The organism is Halorubrum sp. Atlit-26R, assembly GCF_003666015.1.
Classification (GTDB): domain Archaea; phylum Halobacteriota; class Halobacteria; order Halobacteriales; family Haloferacaceae; genus Halorubrum.
The window spans coordinates 144,652-163,218 of record NZ_QPLT01000003.1; the positions used below are offsets into that span (position 1 = coordinate 144,652).

16 protein-coding genes are annotated in these 18,567 nt (G+C 68.2%); 7 read left to right on the forward strand and 9 right to left on the reverse strand.

Annotated elements, in window-relative coordinates; all coding sequences use genetic code 11:
• Positions 1-141 precede the first annotated feature (141 nt).
• The gene (locus DVK07_RS05080; RefSeq protein WP_121596048.1) at positions 142-1,296 is read left to right on the forward strand and encodes an ATP-NAD kinase family protein; all 1,155 of its coding nucleotides are present in this window, start codon (positions 142-144) and stop codon (positions 1,294-1,296) included.
• 229 nt (positions 1,297-1,525) lie between these two features.
• On the opposite strand, the gene DVK07_RS05085 is transcribed toward DVK07_RS05080, so the two are convergent.
• Both DVK07_RS05085 and DVK07_RS05090 read right to left on the reverse strand, forming a co-directional pair.
• Positions 1,526-3,217: a Na+/H+ antiporter NhaC family protein gene (locus DVK07_RS05085; RefSeq protein ID WP_121596174.1), complete on the reverse strand. Its 1,692-nt coding sequence runs from the start codon at positions 3,215-3,217 to the stop codon at positions 1,526-1,528.
• Positions 3,218-3,472: 255 nt separating this feature from the next.
• Entirely contained in the window at positions 3,473-4,123 is a 651-nt protein-coding gene (locus DVK07_RS05090) for a LysE family translocator (RefSeq protein ID WP_017344155.1), read from the reverse strand.
• 421 nt (positions 4,124-4,544) lie between these two features.
• On the opposite strand from DVK07_RS05090, the gene DVK07_RS05100 reads away from it, so the two are divergent.
• Positions 4,545-5,108 carry a maltose acetyltransferase domain-containing protein gene (locus DVK07_RS05100; protein ID WP_017344153.1) on the forward strand — a complete coding sequence of 188 codons (564 nt, stop codon included), beginning with the start codon at positions 4,545-4,547 and terminating at the stop codon, positions 5,106-5,108.
• A 3-nt stretch (positions 5,109-5,111) separates the two neighbouring features.
• On the opposite strand, the gene prs is transcribed toward DVK07_RS05100, so the two are convergent.
• Positions 5,112-5,972, reverse strand: a complete 861-nt coding sequence (gene prs, locus DVK07_RS05105) for a ribose-phosphate diphosphokinase (RefSeq protein ID WP_121596050.1) — start codon at positions 5,970-5,972, stop codon at positions 5,112-5,114.
• A gap of 163 nt (positions 5,973-6,135) precedes the next feature.
• Between prs and DVK07_RS05110 the strand changes: the two genes are divergently transcribed.
• On the forward strand, positions 6,136-6,792 hold the full coding sequence (locus DVK07_RS05110; protein WP_121596051.1) for an HVO_0476 family zinc finger protein: 657 nt from the start codon (positions 6,136-6,138) through the stop codon (positions 6,790-6,792).
• 611 nt (positions 6,793-7,403) lie between these two features.
• Positions 7,404-7,754, forward strand: a complete 351-nt coding sequence (locus tag DVK07_RS05115; protein WP_121596052.1) for a winged helix-turn-helix domain-containing protein — start codon at positions 7,404-7,406, stop codon at positions 7,752-7,754.
• A gap of 30 nt (positions 7,755-7,784) precedes the next feature.
• Here the strand turns inward: DVK07_RS05115 and DVK07_RS05120 are convergent, their stop codons facing one another.
• The 6 genes from DVK07_RS05120 to DVK07_RS05145 form a co-directional block, all read right to left on the reverse strand.
• Positions 7,785-8,315, reverse strand: coding sequence for a hypothetical protein (locus tag DVK07_RS05120; protein WP_121596053.1), 531 nt, complete (start codon positions 8,313-8,315; stop codon positions 7,785-7,787).
• 284 nt (positions 8,316-8,599) lie between these two features.
• On the reverse strand, positions 8,600-9,916 hold the full coding sequence (locus DVK07_RS05125) for an ABC transporter ATP-binding protein (RefSeq protein ID WP_121596054.1): 1,317 nt from the start codon (positions 9,914-9,916) through the stop codon (positions 8,600-8,602).
• Positions 9,913-10,998 carry an ABC transporter ATP-binding protein gene (locus tag DVK07_RS05130; RefSeq protein ID WP_121596055.1) on the reverse strand — a complete coding sequence of 362 codons (1,086 nt, stop codon included), beginning with the start codon at positions 10,996-10,998 and terminating at the stop codon, positions 9,913-9,915. Before DVK07_RS05130 ends, DVK07_RS05125 begins: the two co-directional genes overlap by 4 nt.
• Positions 10,998-12,077: an ABC transporter permease gene (locus DVK07_RS05135; protein WP_121596056.1), complete on the reverse strand. Its 1,080-nt coding sequence runs from the start codon at positions 12,075-12,077 to the stop codon at positions 10,998-11,000. Before DVK07_RS05135 ends, DVK07_RS05130 begins: the two co-directional genes overlap by 1 nt.
• A 2-nt stretch (positions 12,078-12,079) precedes the next feature.
• Positions 12,080-13,030 carry an ABC transporter permease gene (locus DVK07_RS05140; protein ID WP_121596057.1) on the reverse strand — a complete coding sequence of 317 codons (951 nt, stop codon included), beginning with the start codon at positions 13,028-13,030 and terminating at the stop codon, positions 12,080-12,082.
• Between the two features lie 41 nt (positions 13,031-13,071).
• Complete coding sequence (locus DVK07_RS05145) at positions 13,072-14,718, reverse strand: ABC transporter substrate-binding protein (RefSeq protein WP_121596058.1); 1,647 nt, start codon at positions 14,716-14,718, stop codon at positions 13,072-13,074.
• A gap of 271 nt (positions 14,719-14,989) precedes the next feature.
• Here DVK07_RS05145 and DVK07_RS05150 point away from each other — a divergent pair, with 271 nt between their 5' ends.
• From DVK07_RS05150 to DVK07_RS05160, 3 genes are all read left to right on the forward strand, one after another.
• Positions 14,990-15,193 (forward strand): hypothetical protein, encoded by a 204-nt coding sequence (locus DVK07_RS05150; protein ID WP_121596059.1) that lies wholly within the window; start codon positions 14,990-14,992, stop codon positions 15,191-15,193.
• 94 nt (positions 15,194-15,287) lie between these two features.
• The gene (locus tag DVK07_RS05155) at positions 15,288-16,946 is read left to right on the forward strand and encodes a gamma-glutamyltransferase family protein (RefSeq protein ID WP_121596060.1); all 1,659 of its coding nucleotides are present in this window, start codon (positions 15,288-15,290) and stop codon (positions 16,944-16,946) included.
• A gap of 210 nt (positions 16,947-17,156) precedes the next feature.
• Positions 17,157-18,548, forward strand: a complete 1,392-nt coding sequence (locus tag DVK07_RS05160) for an ABC transporter substrate-binding protein (RefSeq protein ID WP_199719421.1) — start codon at positions 17,157-17,159, stop codon at positions 18,546-18,548.
• Positions 18,549-18,567 lie beyond the last annotated feature (19 nt).

The window sequence follows — 18,567 nt, forward strand, 5'->3', positions numbered from 1 at the left end:
GATCATGTCTCGGCGTTGTTCTGGGGATGTCTTAAGTATTGATTCTCGCGCGACCCGTCCGTCCGCGGTCGGCCCCGCCGTCGGCGACCCGCGGCTTCCGGACGCGTCCCGTTTAAGAGTCCAGCGCGGTGAACGTCGGGTATGCACGTGGGGATCGTCGTGAATCCGGTCGCCGGCATGGGCGGCCGCGTCGGACTGAAGGGGACCGACGGGAAGGTGGCCGAGGCGGTCGAGCGCGGCGCGGAGCCCCGGGCGCCGGACCGAGCGAAGCGCATGCTCGACCGGCTGGCCGCGGTCGCCCCCGAGACGGAGGTCTCCGTCGCCGCGGACCCGATGGGCGAGTCGATCGTCCGCGAGGCGGGCTTCGGTCCCGTCCGCGTCGTCGACCCCTTCGACGGCGAGGGCTCGGAGTCGACTGTGCCCCCCGAGCCGACGGGGACGACCGCGGCCCACACCGCCGCGGTCGTGCGGGCGTTCGCGGGGAACGACGGGGACGGAGCGGCCGCGGCCGAGACCGAAGCGAGCGGCGGCGACCCCGTCGACATCGTCCTGTTCGTCGGCGGCGACGGCACCGCCGCGGACGTCGCGGCCGCGCTGGAGGGGACGGACGTGCCGATGCTCGGCGTTCCCGCGGGCGTGAAGGTGTACTCCTCCGTCTTCGCCGTCTCGCCGGAGGACGCCGCCGAGGTCGCGGCGTCGTTCTCGCGGACCGAGCGCCGCGAGGTGATGGACATCGACGAGGACGCCTACCGCGAGGGGGAGGTCAACCCGACGCTCCGCGGGGTCGCGCACGTCCCGGTCGCGGACGACCTCCAGTCGTCGAAACAGACCGCGAGCGGGACCGTCGAGTCGCTGGCAGAGGGCGTGGCGGCCGACATCCGCGGTCGCGACGGCGACGGCGTCACCTTCGTTCTCGGCCCGGGGTCGACAGTGGGCGCGATCAAAGACGAGCTCGGCTTCGAGCCGTCCCCGATCGGGGTCGACGTGTGGCGCGACGGCGAGGTGATCGCCTACGACGCGACGGAGGCCGAGATCCTCGACGCGCTCGGCGAGGAGAACGTGATCGTCGTCTCACCCATCGGCGGGCAGGGGTTCGTCTTCGGCCGCGGCAACCCCCAGATCTCGCCGGCCGTGATCCGGCGCTGCGACCTCCGGATCGTCGCCTCGCGCGCGAAGCTCGACGACGTGCGCGCCCTCCGCGTCGACACCGACGACCCCGACCTCGACGACGAGCTCGCGGGGTGGGTCCGCGTCCGCGTCGGGAAGTTCGAGACGCGGATGATGAAGATCGTCTGACCGGGCGGTGTCGTCTCCCGTCGGAGCCGCTTCGGGCGGACAACGCACCGAGACGGCTGTGCGGCGGGCAGGCGGACGGAACGGCTTCGCCGAGAGGGTAGTTCGTCCGACTTGTGACCGCAGCGAGGACGCACCTGCCGGACTATCGCTCGGTAATCGAAGACGTGGACGCGAAGCCGGTGCTGGAAGGCAGCCGGAACGCGGAAAACGGTCAGGGGTCGAGCTCGGTTCAGGTGCCTATCGCGGCGAACGTGAACACGAGCGCGAGGTACGCGGCGACGATGACGACCGCCAACACCGGGACCAGTGAGAAGTGGTTGTGGCTCCCGTTATTGCCGTCGACTTCACCGCGCTCGACGGCGTCAACGTCGACTTCGCCGGATTCGATGGCGTCGGCAGATGGCATTACCTCGGGGAGTCCCTTGCGTCTGGCGTCGAACTTATTGAGGACGAGCACTGCGGCCGCCGTCAGAACGAGCGCTAGTGGCAAGGCGACGTAGGCCGTCTGGAGGCCCAGACCGTATAGTATGAGCACGAACACCGTGACCACCGCGGCAGTTCCCGCGAACGGTATCTGGGTATTGACGTGGTCGATGTGATCAGAGCCCGAGAAGATCGACGACATGACCGTCGTGTCACTGATTGGCGAGCTGTGATCGCCGTAGATGGCGCCGCCGAACAGCACCCCAACGAGTACGGGGAGAATAGAGGGGCCGACCAGTTCATACCCCAGCGGGATTGCCAGGGGGGTCAGAATGGCCATCGTTCCCCAGGAGGTACCGGTCGTGAAGGCCACGAACATCGCCGCGAGGAAGATGATCACCGGGAGAAAGGTCCCGGGAATGCCGCTGCCGACCATCGCGTCGACGATGACCTGCGCGGTGCCGACCCTCTCGGCGGCTAAGCCGATCGACCACGCCAGCACGATAATCGCGATGGCGATGTTCATCGTTTTGAATCCCTGGATGATGGTGTCGCTGGCCGTTTCGAGGTCCATCGTCCGGTAGCCGAGCGCGCCGATAAAGCCGGACACCATGAACGCGAAGGAACCGTACAGCAGACCGAGGGCCACGTCGGTCTCCTGGAACGCCTCCGAGATGCTGACGCCAAGGTTGTGGCCACCACCGAGCCACCACATCGAGACCAGGCTAACGACGAGCAACACCAAGATAGGGCCGAAGAAATTCACGAGCGTCGGATTCTTATCACTGGGTTCGCCGACGTCCTGCGAGACGTCCGACAGCGGCGTCGCGTCCTCCCGAATGGTCCGACCAGTGGAACGCGCCCGCCACTCGGCGTCGAGCATCGGACCGAAGAACCGCTGGGTGATCGCGATGAACCCGACCATGAAGAACGCCATGAAACAGTAGATGTTCCACGGGATGCTCTGGAGGAACAGTCCGAATGGCGTCATCCCGAGTTCCGAGGCAGTGATCGTGGCAGCCTCGAAGCCGGCGATAATCATCGATACCTGATACCCGATCCAAGACGACACCGGCCCGAACGTCGCCACGGGCGAGGTCGTCGAGTCGAGCGCGTAGGCGTGCATCTCTCGGGAGGAGCGGTTCTCCTGAGCGAGATCCCGCGTGGCGTTGCCCGTGACAATCGTGCTGGTGTATGAGCTGAAGAAGATGAACACCCCGATGAGCCAGGTGAGGATCTGCGACTCGCGGGCGCTGTCGACTCGGTCGCCGATCCACTGCTCCAGTGCCAGAATGCCCCCAGAGCGGTGAATGAACGCCGCACCCGCCCCCATGAACATGATGAGGATGATGAACTTCGTGTTGAACGGCGACCGAAACACCTCAACGAGCCAGTCCATAGTGAGTGCTGTCGCGGCGATAGGATTCCACCCGGCCACGATCATCGCACCGATCCAGACGCCGGCGAACAGGGACACTAACACCTGCCGTGTCGTCATCGCCAGTACGATCGCGAGAAGTGGCGGTGCCAACGCCAACAGACCGTAAGTTGTGGTGGTCACAGACAGGATTGAATATTGGTCCATGAAAAATATTCGTATATATCTACAACGGCTTCCGTGAGATACCGGAATATCCTGAACGCTCCTCGGTCGAAATACATCATAATTCGAGTTCGCTCTGGCCGTGCGAGAGACTGAGCGAAGGTCTCGCGCGCTGAGGCCGTGCGAATAGGATTGTCAAGAGTTTCGGGGTTACGTTCCGGGCTGCTTCTCGGTTAGCAGTTTCAGCCCGAACCCGATCAGTACGCTACCGCTCGCGTACTGGATGAATCTAGAAACCGTCTCGGAGTCAACGATAATGTGCCGTACCCGACTGGCGAACGCGACCACGATCAGGAGGTACAGGACGCTGAGAGTGGCGTAGGTCAGCCCCAGAATCGACATCTGGAGAGATACGCTTGCGGTCCGAGAGATGAACTGCGGGAAGAACGCGAGGACGAAGACGGCAACCTTCGGATTGGAGACGTTGATCGTCACTGCTTGCCTGTATGAGCGTCTAAGCGAGGAGTTCGTTTCTGAGATGGTATTCCGAATCTCGAACTCCTCGTCGTGTCGGAACGCCTGAACGCCCAGGTAGACGAGATAGGCGACGCCGAGGTACTTCACGACGGTGTATGTAAGCGCCGAGGTTCGGAGGATCGCGGCTAATCCGAGTACCGCTGCCGTCGTGTGAACGAGGATTCCTGTGGCCGTTCCGCACGCGGCGGCCGCCCCGGCATAGCGCCCGCGACGGAGACTCTCCGTCAAGGTGTATATCGTATCCGGGCCGGGAGAAAGAATGACCACTATCGCCGCCGAAACAAACGTGACAAGGGTTGTGTGGTCAAAAACGAGTACGTTCATTTAAAAGAGGCCACTACGGGATTTTCAGCCCGACAATACGGGATGATTTCCTGTCAAAACCGTCAACGCGGAGTGGGGATCTGTATTCAGCACAGATATGCTATCGGCTACCGCAGATTTCAACGAAGCCGAATAAAAAGCGTTTGATCCTCCCACGACCTCGGGGAGCAGTCTGCTTTGTCGATTCCGACGACGACACGGCTACCGCAGTATCTGAGGGAGTGATTGTTCGTGTCTCGGTCGACGAAGCGTAGACCGATCAGTTCGGTAGCCCCGAGCTTCGTACCTCCCTGCTGGGACTCCGTCAGGAGATAGCGGTAGACCATAGTCGTCGGACGGCGACACGCGACTCGATTTATAAACGCCGACCGTTGACGCCGCCGACAGACAGCCCTTTGTCGCTCGCTACACCCGGAGTCGTATGGGACGCGAGAAGGAGCGGATGCTCGCCGGTGAGGCGTACGACCCGTCGGCCCCCGAACTCGTCGCCGATCGCCGGCGCGCACGGGACCGCTGCCGGCGGTACAACGACACCGCGCCGACGGAGACCGACCGCCGGGATCGCCTGCTCAGCGAGCTGTTCGGCGACGTCGGAGACGACGCGACGATCCTACCGCCGTTCCGCTGCGACTACGGGTACAACGTCGGCGTCGGCGACGGCTTCTTCGCGAACTACGGCTGCGTCTTCTTAGACGTCGCACCGGTCGCGTTCGGCGAGAACTGTCAGCTCGGGCCGGGCGTCCACGTCTACACCGCGACGCACCCGATCGACCCCGAGGAGCGCGCGGCCGGGCTGGAGTTCGGCGACCCCGTCACTGTCGGCGACGACGTCTGGATCGGGGGCCGGGCGGTGCTCACGCCCGGGGTCGAGGTCGGCGACGGCGCGGTCGTCGCGGCCGGAGCCGTGGTGGTGGACGACGTGCCGGCGCGGACGGTGGTCGGCGGCAACCCGGCCGAGACGATCCGAGAAATCGACGACGAGTGACCTCTACCGCGAGTCCAGCGCGTCGACCACCGCGGGCGCGACGCTGACGACGCTACAGCCGCGCTCGACGGTGTCGGTGCCCACGATCCGGTCGACGCCGGCGGCACGGAGCTTCGTCACCGCGTTGGCCGCGAGGACCGGGTGGACGCAGGCGGTCAGCACCCGCGCGGCGCCGCGGTCGGTGAGGACGGCGACCGACTCGCTCATCGTGGAACCGGTCGCGATGATGTCGTCGACGACGACCACGTCGCGGTCGGCGACCGGCGCGTCGGAGGGCGACACCGCGACGGCGCCCGTCTCGCGGTCGCGGTGCTTCTCGAAGTAGTCCGTCTCGCCGGCGCCGTAGGCGTCGCGGACGGTGGCGGCCGCGTCGATCGCCCCTTCGTCCGGCGCGAGGAAGAGCGGGTCGTCGAGGTCGGCCGGGAGCGGAGCCGCGAGGACGCCCGCGGCGTCGACCGTCTCGGCGGGGACGTCGAAGAAGTCGGCGACGGTCGTCTCGTGGGGGTTGACGAGGACGACGCGGTCGGTCCCGGTCGAGATCGCCCGCGCCATCGCGCGGGCCGAGACCGGCTCGCCGTCGCCGAAGGAGTCGTCCTGGCGCGCGTACCCCATATAGGGGACAACGGTCGTCACGTCCGTCGCGCCGGCCTCGCGGACGGCGTCTTGGAGCTGGAGCAGTTCGACCCACGCCTCGTCGGAGTCGGTCGCGGCGACGATCACGGCCTCGTCGGCGTCGAAGTCGGGCACCGCGGCGAGCCCCTCCCCGTCCGGGAACCGGTCGTATGTCGGGGTGGCGAGCGCCCGGCCCGTCTCCGCGGCGAGCGCGGCCGCGAGCTGCTGCGAGCTGGACCCGGGTACGATCATGGGCGTCCGTTCCGCGGACTCCGGTAAACCAGTTTCCTTACCGCGCGGACCCGGTGGGACGCTCGGCCGCGGAACACACGGCGCCGCCGCGAGCCACGCGAGCGCGACCCACACCGGCCCCACAGGGGCGGATATTTACGGGCGCGGCGGGTACGAGCGCCCAATGAGCGACACCGAAGCCGGCGCGCGCGTCGGACTCCCCTGTCCGTCGTGTTCGCCCGACGAGCCGACCGTCCACGAGGTCCTCAGCCCGGGCGGGCAGGCCACCGTGCGCTGTACCGAGTGCGACCACACGCACAAAACCGAGATACCGGAAGAAGAGACCGTTTCCGTCACGATCGTCGTCTCGCAGGACGGCGACTCCTTCACGACGACGATGGACGTGCCCGCCGAGGGCGACGTCGGCACCGGCGAGGAGTTCGTCGTCGACACGGACGAGGCGCTGATGCAGGTGCGGATCACCGGGATCGAACTCGGCCCGGAGAACCGCGTCGAGGAGGCCGACATCACCGACGTCGAGACGCTGTGGACCCGCGCCGTCGACAACGTCGCGGTCCCCGTCACGCTCCACCCGAAGGACGGCGAAGCGGACCAGACGCGCTCGCTGCGCGTGAACGTCCCCGGCGACTACGAGTTCACCGTCGACGAGACCGTCGAGTTCGGCGAGGAGGAGTTCACCGTCGAGGGGCTCCAGATCCGCGAGGACGCGCCCGAGTACCGCCACGAGAAGCTCGACCACCCCGGCGACCTCGCCTACGCGAAGGACCTCAAGCGGGTGTACGCCCGCGACGAGACGCTCACCGCGTGGTCGGCCTGGTAGAGCGACCGACGCCCCGCCGCGACCGACGCGGTCGGCCCCGACTCGCCGGGCCGGCGATCCTCATACCAACATAAACAATTATGAAGGATACGCTCGTTAGTCGAGTCGTGCCACCCGTAGTACACGACTGACGCACGCTCGACGGCGGGGACGACGGCCGGTCCCGGCGGTCCGAGCACGCGCGAGGCGACCGAGACCGAACCGACGACCGACCGATCGGGTCCATCTTCGAACGCGGCTGACGACGGTGCGACCGATGCCGACGACGGAATCGAAGACCTGCCGACCGCAGCCGAGGCGATCGCGCAGTGTGCGGCGACGTTCGACTCGTCCGACACCCGGCGGATCGCGAACGGGACCGACCGCTGGAACGAGTACGCTGGCTCGTCGCACTGACGGCGCGGCCGGATCCTTTTATTCCACGGCGCGACTACCGACGAGCGGCCGATGACGAACCACCGCTCCGAGCCGGACTCGGCACCCGGCGACGACGAGCCCTATGAGTGCCGAGGCCACGCTTTCCCAGACGCCGCGCACCCGCCCGCCGCGGAGCGGTCACCGTCGTCGCCACTTCCGAAGTTGTCTTTCCGGTCGGGCGTGAACGGGAGGCCATGTCCGACGACTCGACCGACGAGCACACTCGGCTCGTCGACCAGAACGGTCTCACTCGGCTGTTCGCCAACCGCGTTCGCGCGCGGATACTCGTGACGCTGTTTTACGCCGAGGAGCCGCTCCCGGTCCCCCGCATCGCCGAGGTCGCCGGCGTCGACCAGACGGTCGTCCACGAGGCGCTCGACCCGCTCGGCGCGTTCGACGTGATCGAGACGCACCGAGACGGGGAGCGACCGCGCTACGCGGTCGACGCGGACGACGACCTCGCCGCGGCGCTCCTGCGGGTCGCCGAGCTGGCGACGGAGCGGTACCACCGCGAGGACGTGGAGATCCCGGGTCCGGACGAGTAGCCCGCTCCCGACGCGGCGGCCGACGAGCCCTCAGCGGATCCGGACCGTCGTCTCGTCGTACACGCCGGCCGCCTCGGGGTCGGCGACGGTGAGCCCGGCGCCGATCGTGTGTTCGCCCCGCTCGGCCGGCGCCCACGTCCGGTCGTCCGTCTTGAACTGCCCCGACCACGTCCGGTGGAAGCGCCGCCGCTCGCCGCGGTCGAGGACGAGCTGCCCGTCGGTCTCGGGCAGCGGCTCCGGCACGTGCGAGGCGTCCCGGTGCCCGTCGACGTGCCACGTCCACGGGACCGGCGCCCGAGTCCGTACCGTCACGGGGACGGGAAGGGGGTTGCGAACCGTTATCGCGACCGGGACGGGCTCGTCCCGGTCGTACGCGTCGGCGGCCGTCTCGACGGTCACGGAGACGGCTCGGCGGTGAACCCGCTGCGGGAGCAGCCACCGCGAGAGCGACGCGGCCGGCAGGCTCCGCATCGCCCGCGGCTTCTCTCGGTCGTCGGTCGTGTTCGGCCGGAAGGGGTCGTCGTCGTCGCGGTCGACCCCGTCGGCGCGTGATCCGCGCATCTATCGGTCCTTGCCGCGAGCGGGAATAAGTGTGCCGTCGGTCCCCCTCGACGCCCGGAGGTCGACCGGGGGCGGCGACCCGCCCGGCGCTCGGAGGTCGACCGGGGGCGGCGACCCGCCCGGCGCTCGGAGGTCGACCGGGGGCGGCGACCCGCCCGACGCTCGGAGGTCGACCGGGGGCGGCGACCCGCCCGGCGCTCGGAGGTCGACCGGGGGCGGCGACCCGCCCGACGCTCGGAGGTCGACCGGCTGCGGCGACCCGCACGGCTCGACCGGGACCGCGGTCAGTCGTCGACCGGGACGCCGGAGTCGCCGGCGTCGCGGTCGGCCCGCCCGCCGCCGGGTTCGGCCTCGTACGCCGGGTCGAAGAGGTGACACGCGATCCGACCGGCGTCGACGTCTCGGAGCGCCGGCTCGTCGGTGGCACAGGGCGTCTCGAAGGTGTTAAGCGCCGTTTCGGCGGCCTCGAACTCGCCGGCCGCGAGGGACTCGACCGCCTCGGACACCACGCCCTCGGCCTCGGGGTCGGAGAGCGTCTCGGGGACGCCCGTCTCGGCGCGGATCGCGTCCGTCACCGGCCCGTCGGCGGCCTCGGCGAGCGACTCGACCGCGAGCTCGCGGTCGCTGACCTGATGGCGCAGGGACAGCACCGCGCGCCACTCGTCCTGTCCGAACTCGTAGTCGGCCGGTGGGATCACCCTGGGGCAGCGCGTGTGGAACCGACAGCCGGAGGGCGGTCCGATCGGCGAGGGGACCGACCCTTCGAGGAGGATCCGGTCGCCCTCCCACAGCGGGTCCGGCTCCGGGATCGCGGACAGCAGCGCCTCGGTGTAGGGGTGTTGCGGGGCCGTGAACAGCTCCGTCGGCGTCCCGACCTCGGCGATCTTCCCGAGGTACATGACGGCGATCTGGTCGGCGATGTGCTCGACGACCGAGAGGTCGTGCGCGATGAACAGGTACGCGATCCCGAACTCGTCTTGGAGGTCCTCCAAGAGGTTGAGGATCTGCGCCTGGACGGAGACGTCGAGCGCGGAGACGGGCTCGTCGCAGACGATGAAGTCGGGGTCGACTGCCAGCGCGCGGGCGATGCCGATCCGCTGGAGCTGGCCGCCGGAGAACTCGTGCGGATAGCGGCTCGCGTGGGTGGCGTTGAGCCCGACGCGTTCGAGCAGTTCCTTGATCCGCTGGTCCCGCGAGACCGCGTCGTCCTCGATGCCGTGGATGTCGAGCGCCTCGCCGATGATGTCGTTGACCGTCAGGCGGGGGTTGAGGCTCGACTGCGGGTTCTGGAAGATGATCTGCATCTCCTTTCGGAGGTCGCGGAGCTCGTTCGCCGACAGCTCCGTGATGTCGCGCCCTTTGAAGTACACCGACCCGGCCGTCGGCTCGCGCAGCTGGAGCACCGAACGGCCGATGGTGCTTTTCCCGCAGCCGCTCTCCCCGACCAGCCCCAGCGTCTCGCCCTCGCGGATCTCGAAGGAGACGCCGTCGACGGCCTCGACGTCCCGCTGGCGGCCGAGGATGCGGTCGATGAAGTCGGAGTCGGACTTGTAGTACTTCTCTAAGTTCTCGACGCGGAGCAGGGGCTCGCCGTCGCTCACGGCCGCTCCCCCTCCGAGGCGGCGGCCGGATCGTCGCCCGGCCCGCCGGCGTCGCGGACGGTCACCTCGTAGTCGAGCTCGCCGCGGAGTTCGCCGGTGTGCGCGAGGCAGGCCGCGACCTGCGCGTCGCTTTCGATCGGATCGGCCGGCTCGCCGGTTTCGGTCTCGACGAGTTCCGGCTCGGTCCGCGTACAGGCCTCCTCCGCGTACGGGCACCGCGGGTGGAAGTTACACCCCGGCGGCACCTCGATCAGGTCCGGCATCCGGCCCGGGATCGTCTGGAGGCGGTCGCGCTCGTCGCCGATCCGCGGGATCGAGCTCATCAGGCCGACCGTGTACGGGTGTTGCGGGTCGTAGTAGATGTCCTCGACGGGCGCCATCTCCACCGGGTGCCCCGCGTACATCACCATGACGCGGTCGCAGAACTCGGCGACGACGCCGAGGTCGTGGGTGATGAGCTGGATCGCCGTGTCGAACTCGGTCGCGACCTCTTCGAGGAGGTCGAGGATCTGCGCCTCGATGGTGACGTCGAGCGCGGTGGTCGGCTCGTCGGCGATGATCAGGTCCGGGTCACACGAGAGCGCGATCGCGATCACCGCCCGCTGTTGCATCCCGCCGGAGAACTGGTGGGGGTAGTCGGTGTACCGCTCCGCCGCCGAGGGGATTCCCACGGACTCTAAGGTCTCGATCGCACGCTCCTTGGCGGCCGCCTCCCCCAGTCCGAGGTGGTAGCGGATCGCCTCCGATATCTGCTCGCCGACGGTGTACGCCGGGTTGAGCGCGGTCTGGGCGTCCTGGAAGATCATCGCGATCTCGTTGCCGCGCAGGTCGCGGACCTCCTCGTCGCTCATCTCTAAGATGTTCTCGCCTTTGAACCGGATCTCTCCGCTCTCGATGACGCCCGGGTCGTCGAGCAGGCGCATCAGCGCGAGGCTGGTGACGCTCTTCCCGGCGCCGCTCTCGCCGACCACGCCGAACCGCTCGCCCGCCTCGATGCGGTACGAGAGGTCGTTGGTGGCCTTGACGACCCCGTCTTCGGTGTAGAACCGAACGTTGAGGTCCTCGACTTCGAGCATCGCCATCAGCGGAACCCCCCGCTCTGCTGGGTGTCCCCCTGCGGGTCGAACGCGTCGCGGACGCCGTCGCCGACCAGGTTGATCGCCATCACGAACAGGAAGATCGCGAGCCCGGGGAACGCCCCGGCCCACCAGCGCCCGCGGGCGATGGCGTCCTGCTCCACGTTGAGCATGACGCCCCACTCGGCGCTGGCCGGCGAGAGCCCGAGCCCGATGAATCCGAGCGCCGCCGCCGCGAGGACGGTCGTGCCGATGCTGAGCGTCGCCTGAACGATCACCGGCGCCATCGCGTTCGGCAGGATGTGTCGGGTGATGATCGATCGGTCGCGGGAGCCGAGCGCCTTCGCGGCGGTGACGTAGTCGTTCTCCTTGACGCTCAGGATCTCGCCGCGGATGATGCGGGCGTACGGGAGCCAGCCGACGGCGACCAGCGCGAGGATCATCTCCCAGTAGCCGCGGCCGAGGACCGCGATGACCGCGATCGCGAGCACGATGAACGGGAACGCGTAGAGCATGTCGACGAAGCGCATGATGAGCTCGTCGATCTTGCCGCCGTAGTAGCCGGCGATCGAGCCGAGCGGGACGCCGACCAGCAGCGCGACCGCGACCGCGATGAAGCCGATAGAGAGGCTCCAGCGACCGCCGTACATGATACGCGAGAGGATGTCGCGGCCCGCCCAGTCGGTGCCGAACAGGTGGAGGCCGGTGGGCGGCCACGCGAGCGTGTTCTCCAGCGTCGGCTCCGTGTAGCCGGTGATGATGTTCTGTGCCGCCGGGTCGGCCGGGGCCAGCGACAGCGGTTGGATCGTCTGGCCGCCGAGCAGCGGGACGCCCGGCGGCGCCTGGATCGGCCGAGCGAACACCGCGAGCAGCACCATGAACGCGATGACGGCCCCCCCGAACAGCGCGAGGCGGTTCCGCTTGAACCGGAGCCAGGCGAACTCGAGCCGTCCCCGGCCCTCCTTCGCCTGGAGCCCCGGCTCCCACGAGGAGAGCGGGTCGCGCTCCTCGACGCGGTCGACGTCGAAGCCGCTGACCCGTATTCGTCCGCGTTCGGTCGTGGTCGTTGAAGTGTCGGATGACATTGTTAATATCGAATTCGAGGGTCGAGGTACGCGTAGAGCACGTCCGCGAGGAAGTTCGCGAGGATCACCGCGACGCCGATGAGCAACACGATCGCCTGGATCACCGGGAAGTCGCGGTTGCCGACGCGGTCGACGAGCAGGCGCCCGATCCCCGGGTACGCGAAGACGATCTCGACGACGACGGAGCCGCTGATGATGAACGCCACCTGGATCGCGGCCACGGTGACGACCGAGATGAGCGAGTTGCGCAGGACGTGTTTCCGGACGACGCTGCGCTCGGGAAGCCCCTTCGCGCGCGCGGTCCGGACGTAGTCTTTGTCGAGCTCTTCGACCATCGACGAGCGCATCAGCCGCATCATCAGCGCCGTCGATCCCGTCCCGATCGCGATCGCCGGGAGCAGGGTGTACGAGAGCATCTCGACGCTCAACAGGCCCTGATCGGTGGGCGGGAGGACGGGGAAGAGCCCGAGCCCGCTAGCGAACACGAGCAGCAGCATGAGCCCGAGCCAGAAGTTCGGGATCGCGATACCGAGCAGGGCGAACACGCGGCTCACCTGATCGATCTTCGTGTTGCGGTAGTACGCGGCGAGAATACCGGAGGGGATCGCCGTGACGACGGTGACGCCGAACGCCATCACGCCCATCACGAGCGTGTACGGCAGCCGGCTCATGATCTCGTCTATCACCGGGCTCCGCGTGATGATCGAGCGGCCGAAGTCGCCCTGGGCGGCGCTCGTCACCCAGTCGATGTACTGGATGTAGACGGGCTGGTCTAAGCCGTACTCCGCCCGTATCTCGGCCTCGACCGCCGGGTCGAGCTCGGTGAACAGGGTGATGAAGTCGATCGGGTCGCCGGGGATCGCGTGGACCATCCCGAACGTGATGAGCGAGATGCCCAGCAGTAACGGGATGGTGACGAGACCGCGTTTCAGAACGAATCGTTGGAGACTCATCGAGTGGTGTGAATGTGGGGTGGGATGGCGGACTCCGTCCGTTACTCCGCCGGGTAGACGATCTCGTCGAGGTGCGGCTTGTACAGCGTGTTGTACCGGTTACTGGAGTTCGGGTGCGGACTCCACTGGTCGACGGACTCGATGTTCTCGGCGTTCAACACGTCGATCTGGTCGCTCGTCCACATGTTCGCCAGCGGGGCGTCGCGCGCGACGATCTCCTGAATGTCTTGGTAGATCGTCTGGCGGTCGTCGACGTTCACCGTCGTCTGCCCCTGCTGGATGAGCTCGTCCATCTCCTCGTTCTCGTAGAGGTTCCAGTTGAACCCGTCCGGAACGTGCTGATCGGAGGCGAGCAGCTGGGTGATGTGGCCGTCGGGGTCGGAGCCGCCGGTCCAACCGATGCCGACGACGTCGGTGCTCTGTGCGGCCCCCTCGGGGTCGAGCAGGAACGGGACGAGGTCGTCGAACGCCCGCACGTCGAGGCTGGCGTCGAAGTACTCCGTCTGGTCCATCGTCTGCTGGATGATCTCCATCCAGCGCTCGCGGGTGCGGTTGACGTTCGTGATGAACGAGATCTCGAACGGCGCCTCGATCCCCTCCTCCTCGAACGCCTCGCCGATGAGTTCGAGGCCGCGCTCCTCGTCCTCGCCGGTGTACTCGTCGATCAGCGCCTGCTCCTGGTCGGCGTCGAAGTACGCGCCGAGACCGGGACTGATCGGGCCCGCGAGCTCGGTGGCGTTGCCGCCGAAGACGGCCTGGATAACGTCCGCCTTCGGGATGAGGCGGGTCATCCCGCGCCGGAGCTTCTGGTTGGAGAACGGCGACTGCTGGACCGGGTAGGTGATGAAGTCGAACCCGACCGCCTCGGCGGAGACGACCTGTCCGGTCTGGTTCCCCCACTGGTCGAGCTCGAACGGCGCGGCGTTGTCGATCATGTCGAGCTCGCCGTTGGCCATCGCCTCCTCCTGGGAGACCTGCTCGGGGACGACGCGGATGACGACGCGGTCCCACGGCGCCGTACTCGGGTAGTCGTCGCCGTCGTACCAGTAGTCCTCGTAGGGGACGAGGACCGCGCGGTCCTCCTCCTGGAACTCGTCGAGCACCCACGGCCCGGTGCCGAGGGTCTGGGCGGTGAAGTCGTGGTCGTCCTCTTCCGGGCTCTCGCTGATCGCGTCGGTCTTGCTCGTCAGGATCGGCACCGCCGACAGGTCGGCGAGGAACGGGGCGTGGGGCTGGCTGGAGGTGATCTCGACCTCGTAGTCGCCGACCACCTCGACGTTCTCGATGAAGGAGACGTCGGCGTCGTTGGTCGTGCCGCTCGTCCGATTGATCGAGAACGCGACGTCCTCGGCGGTGAACTCGTCGCCGTTGTGGAAGGTGACTCCCTCCCGCAGCGTGAAGTTGTACGTCGTCTCGTCGACCTGCTCGAACTCGCTGGCGAGCTCCCCGCGGTACTCGCTCAGGTCGAACAGCGGCGCGACGAGCCGCTCGTAGGCCATCGTCCCGACGACGGAGTTGGAGGTCGCGTCGGTGATGATCGTCGGGTCGAAGGTGCCGGGGTTCGCGCCGGCGGACGCGACGAACTCGGCCGTGCCGTCGCCGCCGTCGCCGCCGTCGGAGCCGTCACCGCCGTCGCCGCCGTCGCCGCCCGCGCACCCAGCGAGCCCGACTACGCCTGTCCCCCCCATCGCAGCGAGAACCCGGCGGCGAGTGGATGCGGTTCGTTCCGTCGAATCGTCACTATGTGACATAGTATCTAATCATTACCCAGACGGTAAAATCTATCCCATTTATTTCGTTCGGTACTGTCTATGAATTGCCACGGCGAGGGCCGGTCGAGCGGGCGAGCAAAAGCGACGCACCGGCGAGCCGAGGCGACCGTTCGCGAGCCAACGCGACGGAGCGTCCCGGCCCCGATCGGAAGGACCGTTTTTACTGGCCCGGGCGATACCGCTACCCATGGACCACCGCTGTCCGGACTGCGGCGTCACGATGGAGGAAGTGGAGTTCAGCATGGGCGACGCGTGGAACGCGCACGTCAAGACCGGCGAGAAGCGGTCGGGGCTCCTCGGGAAGCTCGGAATGAACGAGCGCAAGGAGCTGACCACCGTCATGTGTCCCGAGTGCGGGCTGGTGCGGCACTACGCCGAGTTCGAGGAGTGAGGCGGGCCGCGTCGGTCTCCGCGCCGACCGCACGGCTCCGACACCGGACAGTTCCGGTCGGGGCTTTATTCACTCGCGCGCCGGACGAGTGCGTATGGAGCCAGACTTAGACCGATTCACGTCGCGCCGATCGACCGTGTACGGCCGGCGCGGCGTGGTGGCGACCAGCCAGCCGCTCGCGAGCGAGGCGGGGATCGAAGTCCTCAGAGAAGGCGGGAACGCGTTCGACGCCGCGGTCGCGACCGCCGCCGCGCTCAACGTCGTCGAGCCCACCTCGACCGGGCTGGGGGGCGACGTGTTCGCGCTGTACCGGACCGCGGACGGCGAGGTCGGCGCGATGCGCTCGTGCGGCGGGGCGCCCGCGGACGCGACGATCGAGAACGTCCGTACCGCGTTGGCGGAGGACGACGACGCCGAGTCGTACTACCCCGACGACGGCGGCTACGCGGTCGACGACGCCGGCGAGGCCGGGATGCCCTTTTACGGCCCGCACGCGGTCACGGTTCCCGGGACGGCGCGCGGCTGGGAGGCGACCGTCGAGGAGTTAGGGCGGCTCACCCTCGCCGACGCGCTCGCGCCGGCGATCCGCTACGCGACCGAGGGGTATCCCGTCTCCGAGGTAATCGCCTCCTACTGGGCGAGCGCCGACGAGCTGTTCACCGACGACCACGCCCGCGAGGCGTTCCTGTTCGACGGCGAGCCGCCGGGCGTCGGGCAGACGGTGACGCTCCCGCGGCTCGGCGAGTCCATGCGGAAGATCGCCGAGGAGGGCGCCGACGTCGTCTACGAGGGCGAGATCGCCGAGGCGATCGCCGACGAGGTCCAGTCGCAGGGCGGGTTCATGACCGTCGACGACCTCGCCGGCTTCGAGGTCGAGTGGCCCGACCCGGTGTCGACGACCTACAACGGCGCCGAGGTGTACGAGCTCCCGCCGAACAACCAGGGACTGATCGCCCTCGAGGCGCTCAACGTCGCGGGCGAGCTCGGCGCGGGCGAGTACGACTACGACTCGCCGGAGCGCGTCCACTACTTCGCCGAGGCGATGAAGCGGGCCTTCCACGACGGCCACCGCTACATCACCGACCCCGAGTACGAGGAGATTCCGCCGCTGGCGTCCGCGGAGTGGGCGACCGAGCGCGCCGCCGGCGTCGGCGCGGCCGCCTCGCACGACGTCTCCTTCGGCGTGCCGAACGCGAACGCCGAGGACGCCGACACCGTCCTCCTCACCGTCGCCGACGACGCGGGCAACGTCGTCTCGTACATCAACTCTCGGTTCGCCGGCTTCGGCTCCGGGCTCGTCGCGGGCGACACCGGCATCGCGCTCCAGAACCGCGGCGCGTCGTTCTCGCTCGACCCGGACCACCCGAACGCGCTCGAACCCGGGAAGCGCCCGTTCCACACGCTCATCCCGGGCGTCGTCCGGTTCGACGAGGACGACTGGGCGGCGTTCGGCGTGATGGGCGGGTACATGCAGCCGCAGGGCCACGTCCAGGTGATCTCGAACATCGTCGACTACGACATGCCGCTCCAGCGCGCGCTCGACGAGCCGCGGTGGCGCTACCGCGAGAGCGGCGAGCTGGGGCTCGAGCCGCACTTCGACGACGACGCCGCGGCGAAGCTGGTCCGGAGGGACCACGACGTGCGGACGCTCTCGCCGGTCATGTTCGGCGGCGCACAGATCGCCCGGAACCGGGACGGGGTCCTCTCGGCCGCCACGGAACCCCGGAAGGACGGGAACGCGCAGGGGTACTGAGACGGGGGGCGACCGCCCCGGACGCAGCCCACCGGTTTTCTATCAGTGAGAGGTCATGACGCCGCGTTCGCCGTCGGCCGCCGATCGGCGAACGGTCGGTAGAGCACGGCTGTACCGAATAAAGCCGAACTGATTCGTCCGAACGCCGTCGCTGTGGTATTTGTGGTCGTGGGTACACTTATAACGACTCGTATGGTATACGCTCACAGAATGACGCGAAGAATCCAGCGACGCGACGTGCTCAAGGGCGCCGGTGCGGCCGGCATCGCGGGGCTCGCCGGCTGTTCGACGGAGAGCGGCGACGGATCGGACGGCGGCGACGGCGGCGACGGATCGGACGGCGGCGACGGTGGCGACGGATCGGACGGAAGCGACGGTGGCGACGGGGGAGACAGCAACAACATCCCTGACGCAGTGATGGTCGTCGGCTTCCCGCAGTCCGGTATCCAGCTGTTCCGCGACTTCTACTCCGAGTTCGCCGACAGCGCGCCCGACCTCGACATCATCGTCCCCGACGGGCTGATCGACGGCGACCTCCCCGGCGAGGTCGACAACGACATGAACAACGTCATCGGCACCGCGCCCTCCGCGGGCGGTCCCGGCGCGGAGTTCTTCACCGAGTCCTATCAGGAGGAGTACGGCGAGGAGCCCGGCGTCTTCACCGCGCAGGCGTACGACGCGATGGCGGTCGAGATCCTCGCGGCGACCGCGGCGGGCGAGAACGACGGCGAGGCGATCCGCGACCGCGTCCGGACCGTCGCCAACCCCGGCGGCGAGGAGTTCGGTCCCGCGGACCTCCCCGAGGCCGTCGAGACGGTCGCCGGGGGCGACCCGGTCCACTACGTGGGCGCGTCCTCGAGCGTCAACTTCGACGTCAACGGCGACATGGCCACCGCGGCCTACGACATCATCGACTTCCAGGACGGCGAGCTCGTCACCCTCGACACCGTCGAGTTCGGGAACGAGCTCTCCGAGGAGGACCGGAACGCGACCGCGGCCGACCCGGTCGGCGTCGACTCGTTCACCGCTCGGATCGGCGTGTTGATGCCGGAGACCGGCGACCTCGGTCCGCTCGGCGCGCCGATCCGCGACGGCGCGCTGCTCGCGGCCACCCAGGTCAACGACGCCGGCATCAACGTCGACGTCGAGACCAGAGTGGAAGACACCCAGACCGACCCGCAGGCCGGCATCTCGGGGGCGAACGCCATCGTCAACGCCGGCTACGGCGCGGTCGTCGGCCCGGCGTCGTCGAACGTCAACCTCCAGGTCGCCGAGCAGGTGTTCATCCCCAACGGCGTCGTCGGCATCTCGCCATCCTCGACCGACCCGAACGTCACGGACCTCGAGGACAACGGCTACATCTTCCGGACCGCGCCCTCCGACCTGCTTCAGGGGCCCGCGATGGCGGACCTCGCCGTGGGCGACAACGTCGGCGCCGAGAGCTCGGCCACGCTGTACCTCAACGACGCCTACGGGCAGTCGTTAGAGGAGGCGTACGTGAACGCCTTCGAGGAGCGCGACGGGACGATCGACCAGCGCGTCTCCTTCGAGCCGAACCAAGCGACGTACACCAGCCAGTGGTCGAGCGTGCTGAACGAGTAGGAGTCCGCCCGAGCCGTTC